The sequence below is a fragment of the Metallibacterium sp. genome, assembly GCF_054637675.1.
This window is the reverse complement of the sequence record NZ_JBTSRB010000060.1, coordinates 1-14,416: the sequence shown is the minus strand read 5'-3', so window position 1 is coordinate 14,416 and position 14,416 is coordinate 1. Positions and strand designations below refer to the sequence as shown.

Below are 14,416 nucleotides of genomic sequence, written 5' to 3'. Positions count from 1 at the left end.
TACGGGGCCATTTGCAAGAATTACATTTTTGACATACGTCACATTTTTGACATACGTCACATTTTTGACAAGATTGACAGGATTAACAAGAATGACAAGGTGAACAAGGATGACAAGGTGTTGCAGAATTATTTTTTCAGTCTGGCATGCTTTTTGCAAGCGAGGTATCGGGATACCTCACCAATTTTTACACTATCCAGCAATTTTTCTAATTTTACAATATCATCTTCAAGCCTTTCAATCATACAATTTTCGGTTAACGCTTTTGGAATATTATGCGCGCTATCGGAAATATCAAACAATAATTTTTTTCCTTCATCATTCAAATCAAATTTAGAAAAATAACGTAAAAAACAAAAACATCTAAATAAAACATTTCCTCCTCTTTTTTTCATCGGCATTTTTCTCCTCATACAAAAAACCCCTCCCTCTCCACCACATGGCCCCATCGGAGAAGGAGGGTAAACCCCCAGTCAGGGTTTAAATTTCAAAATGGAACATGGAGCGAGTAAGTCATTTCTGAGCTTCAACCGCATCGGCAGCAGTTTTAGCGTTGAGGTTAATAGTTGAAATAATCGTACTCATTTGCTCATGACTCAAAATACCTTCTTTGTAGAGATTCACGGCATCCGTAACCAAGCCAATCAATCTAAGCAGACCGTCAACAGTCAGCGTGCCCATATCACTTTCCTCCTTCGGCGTTGATTTTTGCGAGGCCAACAAGGATGGCGTCAACGGCACGACCGGCATCGGCATCCGTAGGACTGCCCTCGCAAAGCGGTGAAACATCATGGCTGACCTCCTTAATGATGACCCATTTTTCATCGGTAATTTTACCCTCACGGCGAGCGTTGACCACAAATCCCTGAGCGGAGGCAAGAGCATCACAGGCCATGGCCCAATTTTTAATTTGGACAGACGGTTGGTAGGTGACAGCATTTTTCACCGGCATGGAATTGCAGCCGTGAACGGAAGCAAGGAGCGGCAACGATAGCAAGCAAATCCAGCCTCTCATTTTTCTCCTCCCGGCACTGGCACCATAGCTCCGGCATGAAACCCACCGAGCGCAGATATTTCAGAGGCCAGCAGAATTTCCAGGCCCCCCATAGGAGCCTTTCCGACAAAAACCAGGGCGCCGTAAATGGCATTCAGAAAAACCAATACCAGCAATTTCTGACTCGCAGTATCCATTAGTTTTTTTCCTCATTGATAAGCGCATTACTCATCTTTTCCAGGGCATCAGCAACCTGTGAATTAACATCAGGACCAACACTATTATTCATTTTCACAAATTCATCAACAATCTTTTCAATTTCATCAATTCTCTTTTTCAATTCTTCAAACCTGTCTGCCATGATTCACATACCTCCGAATTTATTCTTTATTATCAATTCGAGCATCCCTTCAATCCGTGACACTCGACCATGTGTGGACAATACAAAAACAGCCAAGGGTATAACAGTTACTTCGGCTACAATCCTAATCAATTCTATCATTTTTTATTCCATGCAAAGCGTTAATATCGGCGACATCTATTTTTTTAAAAACGACTTCCTCATTCTGAGCCTTAATCAAAATATTTCCCATTTCGATATTAGACACATTATTTTCTCTTACTTCAATATTTCCATTTGAAACATCAATAACTTTCATTTTTACTCCTTATGACGCAAAAAGAATGCGCATCATTGAATATGCTGGGGTAATAACTGTTGCAGACAAATTTGTAAATTGGATATTAAAATATCTAGCAACAGGTTGCAATCTGATTGACCAAAAATCAGACGGTTGAAATGAAGGAACCCCTCCAAGAGCATTCCATTGTGGCATATACACGTTCATATCATTTATACCGTCATTTGATTGACGCAAAGCAAAACTTGTATTTCCAGCCAATCCAGATAAAACATTAACATAACAAGCTTTATAAGTAAACCATTTTTCCGACAAATCTACCCATGCGGTTGTTATTTGAGTCGAGACGGCAAGACTAGCCATTTGCACATTTACGTATATCAATCCACTAGGCTGTATCAATCCTCGACTAGATGATACATAGGGCACAACATAACTCATAAATTCCAAAGTTATTGTTGTTACTTGAGAACACGAAAAAATTACAGAAGTCGCATGCGATACATCAATAAATGTATCGGAGAATGCCGGGATTACAATAGATGAACCATTTAATGAAATATTAACATCATATGGAGAAGAAATACATTGTACATGTAATGATTTAACTTTTACATAATCACCCTGAAAGGATGCACTTAAATCCTGCAAAGCCGAATTTGCTCCTCCAAAAATTAGATTATATTGGGCATGTAATCCTTGTGCAGAAGCACTAAATTGTAAAGCCGGTGTTGAAACTATTGACATTTTTAGCTCCTTGAAATAATAAACGTGGTAGCAATACTTTTTATCTCATCATCAGAATAAATGCATTTACCATTTTCATGATGAATAATGGCCTTAGTTAATTTTGCGAGCGTTTCAACATTTTTAACATCAATAAACTCTTTGGGTCCGATTGACAAACGGTCACAAACATCTTTTACATACGAGTCACTGTTATTTTCATTAGACGGAGCCCAACGATCAATTAAGCCCTCAACGTTATCAATCCCATATTTATCATTATATGTGTTGATGATAACCATGATTGCACGTATCCCATATTTTGGGAGAATGAAAGTACAAAAATCATGGTCTGGTTGGTCTGACGACAAACCCAACCATTTTGAACCATGACGAATGTTACCCGGATTATTGTTTCTTTCACCTCTTGTCATTGTTTAGCTCTCCCTGTAATCATGACATATATGGACGCTGCGATGATCAATACTCCAATTGCACCAATAATAAAACCATAAGCAGACAATTTAAAATTTGCAACAATGGAAGTCCATGACCAACCAGAAAGAATGTCCGAGGAGGGCACAACACCTTTTTTCTTTGAATCAGCAATACCAGGCACGTTAGGGGCAGACCCACCAGACAACACATTGTTTATAGCATCAGCGGAATATCCTTTGTATGCCATGGTTGCCGCCGTAGTATTTCCATATTTTTTTTGCAAATCAGACAAATAATGCGCGGAACCATCTAACGCACTTATGGGATCAAAAGTATTAGACACACCATAGGCATCTGCAGTGGTTTGTAAAAATTGTGCAATACCACTCGCGTGTTGACCTCCTGAAACAGCAACAGGATTAACAGCATTAGGATTCCAGGAAGACTCAGAGCCTATGAGATTTGAAAAAACCGTAGGATCAACCCCCCATTTTTGGGCAGATTGAGCGGCTGCAATTTTGAGATCGGAGGTAGACATTATTTAGCGCCAGCGGCTTTTTGTGCGGAAATTTCGCTTGTAATTTGTGCGATGCTTTTCCCCCCAGCAAGCTGCGATGACCAATATGCAGCGCCTGCCGCGTCAGGAGCACGACCTAAAACGGACGAAAAAACAGAATCAATTTGTGCCTCCGGACTGTAAGCAACTGCAGCTTTAACCTGTTCTATATTTTTTCCTCCTGCAAGCTGTGACGACCAATAATCATATCCCACCGGGTCAGGGGTTCGACCTAAAACTGATTGATATATTGATGTTATTGGATCAACAACTGGAGGAGGTGGTGTGCTGTAAATCGTAGTACCTGTATCATCATGTTTTATGTTTACCGATGAGCCAACACCTAATTTTGCCTCTAAAGCCGCAATAGTTGCAGTGTCCGTGGAATTTAATTGTGCCGCATATTGATCTGCACTAGATTTTGTTGTAGAAGCAATAGCGGATGAAATAAGATCTGATATTGATGGACTACCTATTGCGTTGCTTGGATTAGATGGTGAAGTATTACTGACTGTAGGATATTGAGACAATGCTGATAATCCACTGCTATCGTAGCTGTTAGCCGGGGCCGGGGAATACATCATTGCGGGAGTAGAAAACGCGGCATTACTTGCGGATGATGCTGCATTAGCAGCGGTTCTTGCCGATTTTCGAGCATACCAAACTAGTCCAAGTGTCCCCACAACGGATATACCAATAAGGACTTTTTCTGATTTTTCCACTTTTTAATCCTTTTTACAAAATAGATAACTTACCATTATTATTCAAAAAACCACCTGAAAACATTCCGCCAGAATTGCGGTTAGGCTCATTAATCAAAGCCATGGCCACCGAATTTGCCCCAACCGTATTTGCAATATTTTGATCTCTTTGTGAAGTAAGGTTCAGCATATTTTGATCGCGCTGAGAACTAAGTGTAGCAAGATCAAACAGACTATTTTTGTTTAATTCTGCAAGATGTAACTGTGTAGATGATTGCGTAGTTAATGCCTGCAATTGAGCTGATAACGATTGCAAAGCAATATCATGTCCAGCACTTATTGTTGATGCTTGTATTTGTAATTGATTGTCCAATGCCGTTTGTGTATCCGCATGAGCAAAAACAGACGCAAGGATTTTTGCGGCCGTTGTGTTGTTGGAGTTGTTATTTGCGCTATTAGCAGCCAACGAGGCAATATAGTTCGCACTTGCAGTACTGGCTTGTTTTGCGGATAAAGCAGCATTAGTTTGAGAGATTGCAATATCACCCTGTGTCGCAATACTTTGAGACTGTAGGGATGCAGCAATGGGGTCCATTCCTGAGCTTGATGAGTTCGGGCCACCACGCATAAAAACGACCAACATCAGCAATGCTGCCCCACCTGACACATAAGGATGTTCTTTTATTGTTTCAACTATTTCCATATCATGTCCCCTTTTTGATCATACCACCGGATAAATCAGGAAAAACAACATTTACAGGAGTATTATTTCCCATCAATCCACCATAAGGGGTTTTTCCTTTCATCAACGAATATTCCAGACTATCAAACATCGGGACCAATCCTTCAACATGTCCAATAGTGTCAGGATGCGGCCATACGGAAAAAGTATCAGTTACACGCACATAATCTAAACTTGCATCAAGATCATACGGATACTCGTTGTCCCGGTAGTACGTGTCCAGCGTGCCGCCAGCCATCGGGGAAAACGCTGAGAAATTATCCATATTAGTACACCGAGCCGGAATTGCCAGCAGAAACAGTTTGCAAAAGAGTGTTGAAAGTGTCACCCGCACCTCTTACAAGATTAGTAGCTCCACCCGAATTTCGCACCAAAAGTGCGACCAGCGCAACACCGATTAGAGCCATTGCTATTTCCAAAATTCCCCTTCCAAGTCCTTCACCCATTTTCGTAGCTCCTTAAAAAGTTCCGCTTGCACCATGTTGAGATTTTGAAGAAAGTGAATCCCAAAATGATACGGCATTTTTTTCTATTGATGAATAATTTTTTAATCCAAAACCAACAAACGCAGCAACAATCAATAAACCAATTACTCCCCTGAGCTCTTTTACGCGATAAAGATACGCCAATAATGCAACGGCTAAAGCCCATTTTAAAAATGCTTTATCCTGTTTCGCAAGATCAATCAATTTGCTCGTATTGCCTTTTACGGCAATTGTAAGGAGATATGCTCCAATAATCAAACCAGCTAAAACATCAAAGAAAGTCATATCAATCAATCAACTTAACAGAGGTTATGTCAACACTTCCCTGATTTGTATTGCTAGAAGGTAAATCAACATTACTATCAACGCTTTGAGTATCACTTGTTGTTGATGATTTTGCTAAGGCCGACATTAAATCATTAAACGAATTATTGTTTGTATTTGTGTTTCCGTTGTTGGTATTTCCGTTTGCATCACTACTTGCTGTACCGTTGTTTGATGTTATTTGCGTGGCTGGAGACGATAACAATGCTTGCCACGCTGCAAAGCGATTATTCGCGAACAACCAAACAACAAAAACAATTAATATCAAACCGATGGACATTATACGATACCCTTGATATGATCAAGGATACCCTTCCAAACTCCAAGAAAAAGCGAAAGGGCAATAATGAAAATAATCCATTGTCCCGGCTTTTCGTTCAAAAACTGCCAATTTTTAATCGTATCCCACATATCAAAAATCTCCATTAAAATCTTTCAGACAGAAAAAAAGCCCGGCCGATCGTTTATGGCCGAAAGACCGGGCTTGCTACAACTCGGACCAATAGCGGATTATCAGCCCGATGCCTGCGACAGTCCAGGAAGAGTAGAGCCCTTGGTGTAAAAGGATTCAAACATTACTTCGACGTTAGTGTTTCCAGCTGTGACTGCTGCAAAAGTGATTCCATACTGTACATTTCCAAAAAGTGCAGTCTGAATTGGTTTTTCTCTAGACAGCTCCCAGATAGTACCAACTCTCCAATCGCCATTGATCAATTTTCGCATATCAAACAATTTCGTAAAAGGAGTATACTCACGCAGCACATTATTACCGTTAGCAATCAATCTTACACGTGTAAGATCGGTGGTTGGTGTATGCATTACTCCATTGTTCAGATAACTGAAATATGCACCAATTACAGATCGGACGTTAGGATAGTTAAACAATTTTTCGCTGCCGACTGCAATATTATCGGCTGAACGCAAAGCCCCTGAAAGCTCATAAACAGTCATCAGATCGAGTGCGGGCAGTGGCACCTGGCCACCAATTGACTGCGGCAACAGGTATTCCTGCTCGACCGCGACCTGAATGGTTGCTCCTGCCGACAGTGCTACAGTAGTTGTGGGGGCACCATTGTATACTGCATCATCATTGAGGGATTGATAAAGCAATGAGTTCCAATCGAGGGATAGCCAAGCTTCACCGACCGCTGTCTGAGTTAGTAGGGCACCACGCAAATCGGTATCAGAAAATGCCAGCGGCACCTCAATGATAAACTGTAAATTCTGGCCGGCCGCGATTGCCGTAGGAACGGCCGGGTTAGCCAATACAGATGTCTGCGAATCATTATTATATCCATAAGCGTGTTTTTCGCGCACACACTGCAAAGTTGCGAGCTGAAAACCACTACAATTTACCCGATCGGTGCCATCAAAATCAGTAAGTTTAATACGATTTATAATGTTGAATGGTGCCTTGGGTGACGCAGTTGCAATAGCCACACCAATATCAACAGACACGGACACATTCAGAATCAGCTTTGTGGTAATACCAACATTAAAAAGCTTAACTCTAGTAGTGCCGCCAAGGGTTCCTCCAGAAAAATTACCCAGAGATTTACGCATGCGCGGTGCGGACTGTAAAAGCATCGCGCGCAAATTACCGTTCTGTTGCACCATCTGAGCCATGGAATTTTGCTGTGTATCAGTCGCCATTTAGTCCACCCCCTGGAATTTATTCATAATGAAAACAGCGACTATGGAAATTATCGCCACAATAAACAAGTTTCGCGGTTCAAACAATGTCCAGTTCATAATTTTATACCACGCTCGTTTTGCCCATTGCCTTAGAGCCGTAACGGATAAGCGCCACGGCCAAAATTGCAATCAGGGCAATTGTGATAAAATTCACAATGTTAAATTCCACCATCATTTTTCTCCTCAGTTTTTTGTTGAAATCAAATTTCGTGCCACAATGGCTTTAAACGAATAATTACCGATTTTTAGCATTTTGTCAAGCTTAAATCCATTTTTTATTGAATATTTTTGATTCATTGAGCTCTTGGAAAGGTACAGGCGCATAAAGTGTTGGTTGCTCACTTTCAGAAACATTGTAATGCCAAAAATGATATTTTGGTGGTGTCTGCACTTTTTGAAAATCTGGTATAAACTCACCTATCGTTTTTCTGTCTCTCATATCGTTCAAATGATGAATATAAAATTTATCAGTTTCACTTACACAAAATCGACTGATAAGTGCAGGTCGTTGTGAACTCATCAATACCGTTTTTCCTCGTGATCTACCACGAGTGAGCAGCCCAATGAGTTCGTCGCCTGTTCTACCCGTTTTGTGCCAATTGTATAATTCATCAAAATAGATAAAACACGAACTGAATTTATGATAAAGCAAATTGCAATATTCATCTTGCAACTCAGAATTTTGAATTACCTCCTTTTCTGGCCTCACCAATATATATTCAGGTAGGTCTTTTTTGGGTCGTTTGCTCATTGATTTAAAATCATCAATACTTTCTATCAGGTCCAGTTTTTCATCCTCTTCCGGTAATCCGAAAAAAGCATTTTCGATTTTTGTATCGAGAATTATTACAGGAGAAACAACAGAGTGTCGCATCTGGAAAACTGCATTCTGTGTTTTTCCGCTTCCGGTGCGACCCACGAGTAAACCACGTTCTCCTTTTTTCAATAAAATGTTTCCCATGTTAATTATACCGGATTGTTCCGAAATTAGGGGCTTGTGTGTCTGTTGCCGTTTGTGTTGGGTTCGGAGGAATTGATGTTTTTTTCGCTTCCTTTGCAAGTTTTGATTGTGCGATTAAAACAACAATACGCGGTGAATAAACAGCAACGGAAATTGCTGCAAGATTTGTCCAAGCAAGCATTTTAGAGGAAGGTCTCAAATCATACTCAGCAAGTACACCCTTGACAGCTACGGCAAGTTTTTCACTTTCGTCTTTTGTTACTTCGAGTATTGGATTTTTTGATAGTAATGCCAATAGTTTATGTACACCAACAATCTGTAATGCAAAACTGTCTAAATCCACTCCTTTTTGCTTTTTTGTTCGATATGTTCGCTTTTCTCCTCCGTTTTGCTCTCCTCCATCACGTTTTGCGACGCATCTGGGGCACTCACAATCAGAGGGATGTCTACCTCGTTTAATAGTGGGGATTCCTGCGGAGGGGTCGAGAGGGATATTATCCCCGCTATTGCCTCCATCGTTAACCTCTGCTCCGTCTGCACTTCCCGCATCAATTGCATCATCTGATCTTGTGTTCTCGTCAATGTCTCCAGCCATGATTGATGTTCCTCTATTGATGTTTCAATTTTTTCGTTTTCTTCCTCAAGGTCTTCCTTGATTTTTTCTGTTATTTCCTCAACATCTTCCTTTATTTCTTCTTTTACCTCCTGCAATTCCTCTTTGACTTCCTCAACTTCTTTCTCAACCTCTTCACTTGTCACCACTGTTTCCGGCATCATCTACCTCCTTTAAGGATAATTTGATTATTTCCCGCATTTCAGCATTTTGCTGTTCAATGCGTTTAACCCGTTCGCACAAATCATTAAACGTATTTAGTGCATTTATCAATTGATCTTTAATTTCATCAATGTTCAAATCAGGTGCGAATTGTTTTACGAGCATTCCCAACATTGTAATGTTCCTCCCGGATAAATTGTCCCCATGGACATCGACGTACAATATCCGTAACGCTTAAACGCACGGAATCCCTAACCTCAATTATTTGATGTTTTTTAAAATCAACAGTTATGATCCTACACGTTTTCATAATTCATCATTACAAAAAAATGTATTTTTGTCAAGCGTTTTTCACCGCGCGGCGCGGGGTTACGTCTCCAAACTCATCAATTTTGAAATTGATTGATTTACTGAGCGAGGATGATACTCTGGAAATATGTTGTAGCTCACTACCTGATTTTTTGATATGAGTATACAGAGACGGCAAAGAATCATAATCGCAGGTTGTTACACCATCCCTATAAAGCTCCTGCCATTTATCATTATTCATTGATTTTTTGGGCATCCCCTTTGCCCTGCCTAGTATTTTTCCATTATCCAAAATGCCAACGTAAACTTTTGGTGCGATTGCTCTAAAACTCTGCCACGTTTTTTCCAATTTAAATTGACCGTATTTGTCACCTATATCAATTTTGTCGGAATTTCCTGATAAAACAGTTAATGAATCTGTATCACCATATATGATTTTATCGACTCCTACAGAATATGCAGTATCGAGCAAATGAAGCCTTGCAAAGGCTGTTATGAAAACAGCCCATTCAGGTTTTACAAGCATATCTTTTTCGTTCGGTTGTGTTCTTGTGAACCAATATTCAGAGCCGTTAAATGGAAATGCACCAAGCTCGTCTTCTTGTGTTTCAGGATGAAATAACTCAGTTCTTTCACGTCTCGAACCGAATTTACCATACAGACTATTTTGCATGAGCTTTGCAATCTGTTCGATTGATAGTCCTTTGTATTCTTTTCGCAATGTCTTGCATTTTTCAACAAACGAAACAAAAGGAGAAACTTTTTTGGGAAACAACAATCCTTCATGTATTTCAATTATTTCATAACCATGTCTAGCTGCAAACATCAATTCTACGTTAGTGCATATCGTTTCGAATTCACCAGACAACCACCGCATTGCGCCTTTGTTATTTCTTGAAGGCACAATAGGTATTATCAAATCATCAGGACTTTTTACAGTACAACGATAAATTCCAAAATGTGAAGAGTTCCAATTTTTTGAAATTGAAGGCTTTCCGTCTGGCAATAACATTTCCGACATTACATGTGGATATGAAGAATTTATGTCATAGGTTTCACAGTCCTCTATTAAACGTGTTGTTGTTAAAAATACAATTCCTCCATAATATGAGGAACGGATAAAATCTTCAATTGATCCATTTTTTGAACCATTGTATATTTCATCGTTCTTCAATGAATATTGCCATGCTTTCAATGCTGTGCTTGCGGTTGTTGCGTTTATTCCGATACCAAAATGTTCTCGCATTTTTTCATCTAATCGTTTCAAACCAACAATTAAAATTTCAATATCCCGCATCGCATATTCTTTGTGCTCTGGGTTATCAGGATTGTAATTTTCAATATCAATTTTCAGTTTTGGTAACTCGGGGCAAAAAGAATCAGCTAAATTTTTCAGTGACCCCGGCCATAACGCAAATGAATCCCGCATGATTATATCTCCATCATCTTGCAGGATTTTTATTTGATAAATGTCTCGTTCTGTGCGCATTGACAATTCGCATTTTATTTCATGTTTTTCGATATGATCTAAAATGTAACGCCAATCATATTGCGCAAAATGGGCATAATGAATCGTCGGCTTGGGATAACACCGAAGAAACTCAAAAAATTTCTCAAGCATGTTATCACCTGAGAAAAAATTCCGTTCAAATTTACATCCACATTGTATTGATAATAATTTTCCTCCCAATCCCTCCGTCTCTGTGTCAAATGCACCAAACTCAATTTCAGCGTTTCTTACGTTTTTTCGTTGGTATAACAATGGTCGATTTTTTTGCATTTCTCTTCCGTGTTGTTATTTTGATTGCGTTTGCCATTGCGTATTCTTCGTTAAATGATAATCTGACCCATGCGTTTATGGCTTCTAAATCTAAATTATAATTTTTTCGCATGCTAACATCGTTCAAATATTCTTCACAAGCTTCCCAATCTGATTTTGTAAACTTATCTTTAAAATATGTTCCTGGCAGAACTGTTATGTCGTGAAATGTTCCTTCGCTGTCAATCGTATGACAGCCCACATAATATGCCCACATTTTTGATTCGGACATTTTGTTGATCTGGTCGATTACTGCCCGTATTCCCTCATAACTCCAATCGCAACGGACTGTGTGACTTTTCTTTCCTTTCGTCAATCTCACATTTTTTAAATTTGGAGTTGAAATATGTTTGACGTTTTTCTTTATTTTACGCTCGACAATTTCATGTTCAATTTCTGCCGGAGATTTTCCGGTGATTTTCAAGGACGTTCGCCCACGTGCTGGTCGGGCAAGCTGCGCTTTTTCGTTTACGATCTTTGCCGCCCGCGCTTTATTTTCGTAGGTTGTGAATCCTGTTTTTGCAAGGGAACCAAACCGCTTATCATACTGCCGTCTGCTTATCACCTCACCAGTTTTCGTGTTCTGGAAATTTCGGGACTTGCCTCCAAGTGGTTTCCATTCGGATTTATTCGCCATTTGGCTTGTCCTTTAAAATACAAAATCTTGGAAATGTTCCCATGATAATGTGTCGTGGGGAAATTGTTTTTCCTTTGCCTGTACAAATTTTAACGTGTTGTCCATCAATTTCTGAAAGATAATGTTTGCAGTCCTCGCAGGATTCAACATCTTGTATTTTTATTGGTTTCATATTCTTCCTCGCTCGAATTTTCCAGTTTCACACCTTTTGATTGCAATAACGTTTTGTACCTATACATTTCCGTGGACGGGAAACAAAAAGCGAGAAGTCCATCTACAAAAATTTTGTAGTAAACCTCTCGCCTTTTATTTCTTCGTTCTCTTCTGGTTGTCTTGTGTGCCTGTGGGTAATAATCTTGTTCGTTCATAATGCTAAATCCTGTAAAAATGTTTCACGTGAAACAATTTAGCCCGGTTCTGCAAATAAATACAGAACCGGGCTTTTGGTTAAATTATTCCTCAATCCGATAAACAAACCACTCGTTGGTCCGGCCCTTCTTCTGCCCCTTCACCATTTCAAAGCATTCGCCAACATAATCACCTCTGAAATTTTCCAAGCCCTTCACCAACATAAACGGGCATACCATTTCTCCGGAAAGGCCAGTATCAATGTCAATCACCCTAGCAACGGTAATGGTTTTCGGGGTGTCTCCGTCCATAAGCACAATACCAGTTTTCGGGTCAAGCTGTGGCTTGGTTTCCAATTTTTGCAAAATTTTGATGAATACGCTCTGGCCCTCAAGTACGTTTTTGATGGAAAAAGTGGGAACCACCAACTCCTCCAAACGTCTGCGGGTGTGTGATACCAAAACTTCTGACTCGGGCGCTTGATCGGGTGCTTCATTCTTGTTCTTTGCCATGTTCGTGACTCCTTGTTTGATGTTACTGCATTTTGCGCGTTATGCGCGGGTTAAAACCAGGACTTTACTGTTACAACATCTTCTCCCTCTTCATGATCTGCAATACTTTCAGCACTGTGCATGTTTGCAAAAAATATTGCTCTTCCTTTTTCGTCAGTAAATTGTTTATGGTATGCCTTTGCTGTCCAGGTAATTTTTGATAAATAGGACGAGCCTTTCTTTATGATGTAAGTGTTATGGTCTGACATGATTGATCCTTTTGGTTAATCATCTTCATAAATATCATCATCTTCGTAATCTTCATAAGTATAATCTTCGACAATCTCTCCCTCTTCGCTATCTACCAATTGCTCGGCATCATTAGTGGTCATAAATTTTATGGCTTCTGATTCAGCATCAATAAAAATTTTATGATATACATTTCTTTTCCATTCAATTTTTGCAAGAAACAAGAAACCCTTCTTAATTATGTATGCTCTTTTCATGGTCTTCTGTCCTCCACTATTATACCAAGAGCACGCATGGAATGCAATATCAATTCTGCTTGGGTGTATGTGTAGTTTTTGGTTCTGAGCGCTTGATGTTGATGTTTGTAAATTAAAAAATAAAAATTTTTGTAGTTGCTGATTTTTTTCATTGAATCGCTGTCAAGATGTAATTCGATATTTGTCATGATGTGCTCCTTTTTAAAACTTTGTATTGGTCAAAATTGCGCCATCTAGTTTTATTCCGCGCAAATCGGCGTTGCTCAAGTCGACGTCGCTTAAATCGGCGTTGCGCAAATTGGCGTTGCGCAAGTCGGCGTCGCTCAAATTTGCGTCGCGCAAATGTGCGTTGATCAAATGTGCGTTATGTAAATTTGCGTTGCACAAGTCGGCGTTGCGCAAATGGGCGTTGCTCAAATTGGCGTTGCTCAAGTCGGCGTTGCGCAAGTCGACGTTGCTCAAATTTGCGTTGATCAAATAGGCGTTGATCAAATTGGTGTTGCGCAAATAGGCGTTGCTCAAATGTGCGTTATGTAAATTTATATTGTTCAAGTCGGCGTTGCACAAGTCGGCGTTGCACAAGTTGGCGTTGCTCAAGTCGGCGTTGCGCAAATTTGCGTTGCGTAAATTGGCGTTGCTCAAGTCGGCGTTGCGCAAATTTGCGTTGCTCAAGTCGGCGTTGCGCAAGTTGGCGTTGCGCAAATTTGCGTTGCTTCCTAAATCACCATTTGTTTCCATAAATAGTAAATGTTCTACTAATACATCATAAAGTAATTTTTTCATAGTGTGGTCCTTTTAGTAAAAATTTTCAATATTTAACATTACAACACATTCCGCCGGTTGGTAATATGTGTTTTTCCAGCCAAAATTTGATAAATATTTTTTAGGTACATATTCTCCTGTGGTATTTTTTCTGTATCCAAAACGCTGTGTTCTCAAAACCTTTGTGTCGTCACCTATTATAATTTCTGTTGCTCTTAACATGTGTACTGTTCTTGCTATCTGATTTGGGGTTTTCATTTTTGAGCTCCTTAGTTGAATTTGTTTCTTTGTTAAATATATACTAGTTTGTTTTTCGTGCTGTGTCAATATTTATTTTTAATTTATTTTAAAATATTTTATGTTGCAAAAAGCATGCCAGACTGAAAAAATAATTCTGCACCTGTTGCACATCTTGTTCATCCTGTAAATTTTGTCTGTTGTGTCAATTTTGTCAAAAATGTGACGTATGTCAAAAATGTAATTCTTGCAAATGGCCCCGTATACTC

General features: G+C 39.6%; 29 protein-coding genes. All 29 read right to left on the bottom strand.

Annotated features, from left to right (window positions below; translation table 11 throughout):
• Positions 1-128 precede the first annotated feature (128 nt).
• On the bottom strand, positions 129-401 hold the full coding sequence (locus ACYDAT_RS14040; RefSeq protein WP_461450857.1) for a hypothetical protein: 273 nt from the start codon (positions 399-401) through the stop codon (positions 129-131).
• Between the two features lie 112 nt (positions 402-513).
• Positions 514-681 (bottom strand): hypothetical protein, encoded by a 168-nt coding sequence (locus tag ACYDAT_RS14035; RefSeq protein ID WP_461450855.1) that lies wholly within the window; start codon positions 679-681, stop codon positions 514-516.
• 1 nt (position 682) lies between these two features.
• A complete protein-coding gene (locus tag ACYDAT_RS14030) occupies positions 683-1,015 on the bottom strand; it encodes a hypothetical protein (RefSeq protein WP_461450853.1) in 333 nt (110 codons plus the stop codon).
• Positions 1,012-1,191: a hypothetical protein gene (locus tag ACYDAT_RS14025; protein ID WP_461450852.1), complete on the bottom strand. Its 180-nt coding sequence runs from the start codon at positions 1,189-1,191 to the stop codon at positions 1,012-1,014. Before ACYDAT_RS14025 ends, ACYDAT_RS14030 begins: the two co-directional genes overlap by 4 nt.
• Positions 1,191-1,355: a hypothetical protein gene (locus ACYDAT_RS14020; RefSeq protein WP_461450850.1), complete on the bottom strand. Its 165-nt coding sequence runs from the start codon at positions 1,353-1,355 to the stop codon at positions 1,191-1,193. Before ACYDAT_RS14020 ends, ACYDAT_RS14025 begins: the two co-directional genes overlap by 1 nt.
• A 124-nt stretch (positions 1,356-1,479) precedes the next feature.
• Positions 1,480-1,653: a hypothetical protein gene (locus tag ACYDAT_RS14015; RefSeq protein ID WP_461450848.1), complete on the bottom strand. Its 174-nt coding sequence runs from the start codon at positions 1,651-1,653 to the stop codon at positions 1,480-1,482.
• Positions 1,654-1,662: 9 nt separating this feature from the next.
• A complete protein-coding gene (locus ACYDAT_RS14010; RefSeq protein ID WP_461450846.1) occupies positions 1,663-2,382 on the bottom strand; it encodes a hypothetical protein in 720 nt (239 codons plus the stop codon).
• A 2-nt stretch (positions 2,383-2,384) separates the two neighbouring features.
• Positions 2,385-2,795 (bottom strand): structural protein P5, encoded by a 411-nt coding sequence (locus ACYDAT_RS14005; protein ID WP_461450844.1) that lies wholly within the window; start codon positions 2,793-2,795, stop codon positions 2,385-2,387.
• On the bottom strand, positions 2,792-3,337 hold the full coding sequence (locus tag ACYDAT_RS14000; protein ID WP_461450842.1) for a transglycosylase SLT domain-containing protein: 546 nt from the start codon (positions 3,335-3,337) through the stop codon (positions 2,792-2,794). Before ACYDAT_RS14000 ends, ACYDAT_RS14005 begins: the two co-directional genes overlap by 4 nt.
• Complete coding sequence (locus ACYDAT_RS13995; protein ID WP_461450840.1) at positions 3,337-4,077, bottom strand: DUF4214 domain-containing protein; 741 nt, start codon at positions 4,075-4,077, stop codon at positions 3,337-3,339. The genes ACYDAT_RS14000 and ACYDAT_RS13995 overlap by 1 nt, the downstream gene beginning before the upstream one ends.
• A 13-nt stretch (positions 4,078-4,090) precedes the next feature.
• Entirely contained in the window at positions 4,091-4,759 is a 669-nt protein-coding gene (locus ACYDAT_RS13990) for a hypothetical protein (protein WP_461450838.1), read from the bottom strand.
• A gap of 1 nt (position 4,760) precedes the next feature.
• Positions 4,761-5,063: a hypothetical protein gene (locus tag ACYDAT_RS13985; protein ID WP_461450837.1), complete on the bottom strand. Its 303-nt coding sequence runs from the start codon at positions 5,061-5,063 to the stop codon at positions 4,761-4,763.
• A gap of 1 nt (position 5,064) precedes the next feature.
• Positions 5,065-5,244, bottom strand: a complete 180-nt coding sequence (locus ACYDAT_RS13980) for a hypothetical protein (RefSeq protein ID WP_461450835.1) — start codon at positions 5,242-5,244, stop codon at positions 5,065-5,067.
• A gap of 12 nt (positions 5,245-5,256) precedes the next feature.
• On the bottom strand, positions 5,257-5,568 hold the full coding sequence (locus ACYDAT_RS13975) for a hypothetical protein (RefSeq protein ID WP_461450833.1): 312 nt from the start codon (positions 5,566-5,568) through the stop codon (positions 5,257-5,259).
• A 1-nt stretch (position 5,569) separates the two neighbouring features.
• Complete coding sequence (locus ACYDAT_RS13970; RefSeq protein WP_461450831.1) at positions 5,570-5,887, bottom strand: hypothetical protein; 318 nt, start codon at positions 5,885-5,887, stop codon at positions 5,570-5,572.
• A gap of 233 nt (positions 5,888-6,120) precedes the next feature.
• Positions 6,121-7,233 carry a hypothetical protein gene (locus ACYDAT_RS13965; RefSeq protein WP_461450829.1) on the bottom strand — a complete coding sequence of 371 codons (1,113 nt, stop codon included), beginning with the start codon at positions 7,231-7,233 and terminating at the stop codon, positions 6,121-6,123.
• 331 nt (positions 7,234-7,564) lie between these two features.
• Positions 7,565-8,248 carry a hypothetical protein gene (locus tag ACYDAT_RS13960; protein WP_461450827.1) on the bottom strand — a complete coding sequence of 228 codons (684 nt, stop codon included), beginning with the start codon at positions 8,246-8,248 and terminating at the stop codon, positions 7,565-7,567.
• A gap of 16 nt (positions 8,249-8,264) precedes the next feature.
• Positions 8,265-8,606 carry a hypothetical protein gene (locus tag ACYDAT_RS13955; RefSeq protein ID WP_461450825.1) on the bottom strand — a complete coding sequence of 114 codons (342 nt, stop codon included), beginning with the start codon at positions 8,604-8,606 and terminating at the stop codon, positions 8,265-8,267.
• Positions 8,597-9,022, bottom strand: a complete 426-nt coding sequence (locus tag ACYDAT_RS13950; RefSeq protein WP_461450823.1) for a hypothetical protein — start codon at positions 9,020-9,022, stop codon at positions 8,597-8,599. The genes ACYDAT_RS13955 and ACYDAT_RS13950 overlap by 10 nt, the downstream gene beginning before the upstream one ends.
• A complete protein-coding gene (locus ACYDAT_RS13945) occupies positions 9,012-9,212 on the bottom strand; it encodes a hypothetical protein (protein ID WP_461450821.1) in 201 nt (66 codons plus the stop codon). Before ACYDAT_RS13945 ends, ACYDAT_RS13950 begins: the two co-directional genes overlap by 11 nt.
• Before the next feature lie 166 nt (positions 9,213-9,378).
• Positions 9,379-11,127, bottom strand: coding sequence for a DNA polymerase (locus ACYDAT_RS13940; RefSeq protein ID WP_461450819.1), 1,749 nt, complete (start codon positions 11,125-11,127; stop codon positions 9,379-9,381).
• Positions 11,075-11,803, bottom strand: a complete 729-nt coding sequence (locus ACYDAT_RS13935) for a hypothetical protein (RefSeq protein WP_461450817.1) — start codon at positions 11,801-11,803, stop codon at positions 11,075-11,077. The genes ACYDAT_RS13940 and ACYDAT_RS13935 overlap by 53 nt, the downstream gene beginning before the upstream one ends.
• A 143-nt stretch (positions 11,804-11,946) precedes the next feature.
• The gene (locus ACYDAT_RS13930) at positions 11,947-12,171 is read right to left on the bottom strand and encodes a hypothetical protein (RefSeq protein ID WP_461450815.1); all 225 of its coding nucleotides are present in this window, start codon (positions 12,169-12,171) and stop codon (positions 11,947-11,949) included.
• An 84-nt stretch (positions 12,172-12,255) separates the two neighbouring features.
• The gene (locus ACYDAT_RS13925; protein WP_461450813.1) at positions 12,256-12,663 is read right to left on the bottom strand and encodes a hypothetical protein; all 408 of its coding nucleotides are present in this window, start codon (positions 12,661-12,663) and stop codon (positions 12,256-12,258) included.
• 50 nt (positions 12,664-12,713) lie between these two features.
• The gene (locus ACYDAT_RS13920; protein WP_461450811.1) at positions 12,714-12,911 is read right to left on the bottom strand and encodes a hypothetical protein; all 198 of its coding nucleotides are present in this window, start codon (positions 12,909-12,911) and stop codon (positions 12,714-12,716) included.
• A gap of 15 nt (positions 12,912-12,926) precedes the next feature.
• Complete coding sequence (locus tag ACYDAT_RS13915) at positions 12,927-13,148, bottom strand: hypothetical protein (RefSeq protein ID WP_461450809.1); 222 nt, start codon at positions 13,146-13,148, stop codon at positions 12,927-12,929.
• Positions 13,145-13,336, bottom strand: a complete 192-nt coding sequence (locus ACYDAT_RS13910; protein ID WP_461450807.1) for a hypothetical protein — start codon at positions 13,334-13,336, stop codon at positions 13,145-13,147. The genes ACYDAT_RS13915 and ACYDAT_RS13910 overlap by 4 nt, the downstream gene beginning before the upstream one ends.
• 13 nt (positions 13,337-13,349) lie before the next feature.
• A complete protein-coding gene (locus tag ACYDAT_RS13905) occupies positions 13,350-13,931 on the bottom strand; it encodes a pentapeptide repeat-containing protein (RefSeq protein ID WP_461450805.1) in 582 nt (193 codons plus the stop codon).
• Positions 13,932-13,943: 12 nt separating this feature from the next.
• The gene (locus ACYDAT_RS13900) at positions 13,944-14,168 is read right to left on the bottom strand and encodes a hypothetical protein (RefSeq protein WP_461450803.1); all 225 of its coding nucleotides are present in this window, start codon (positions 14,166-14,168) and stop codon (positions 13,944-13,946) included.
• Positions 14,169-14,416 lie beyond the last annotated feature (248 nt).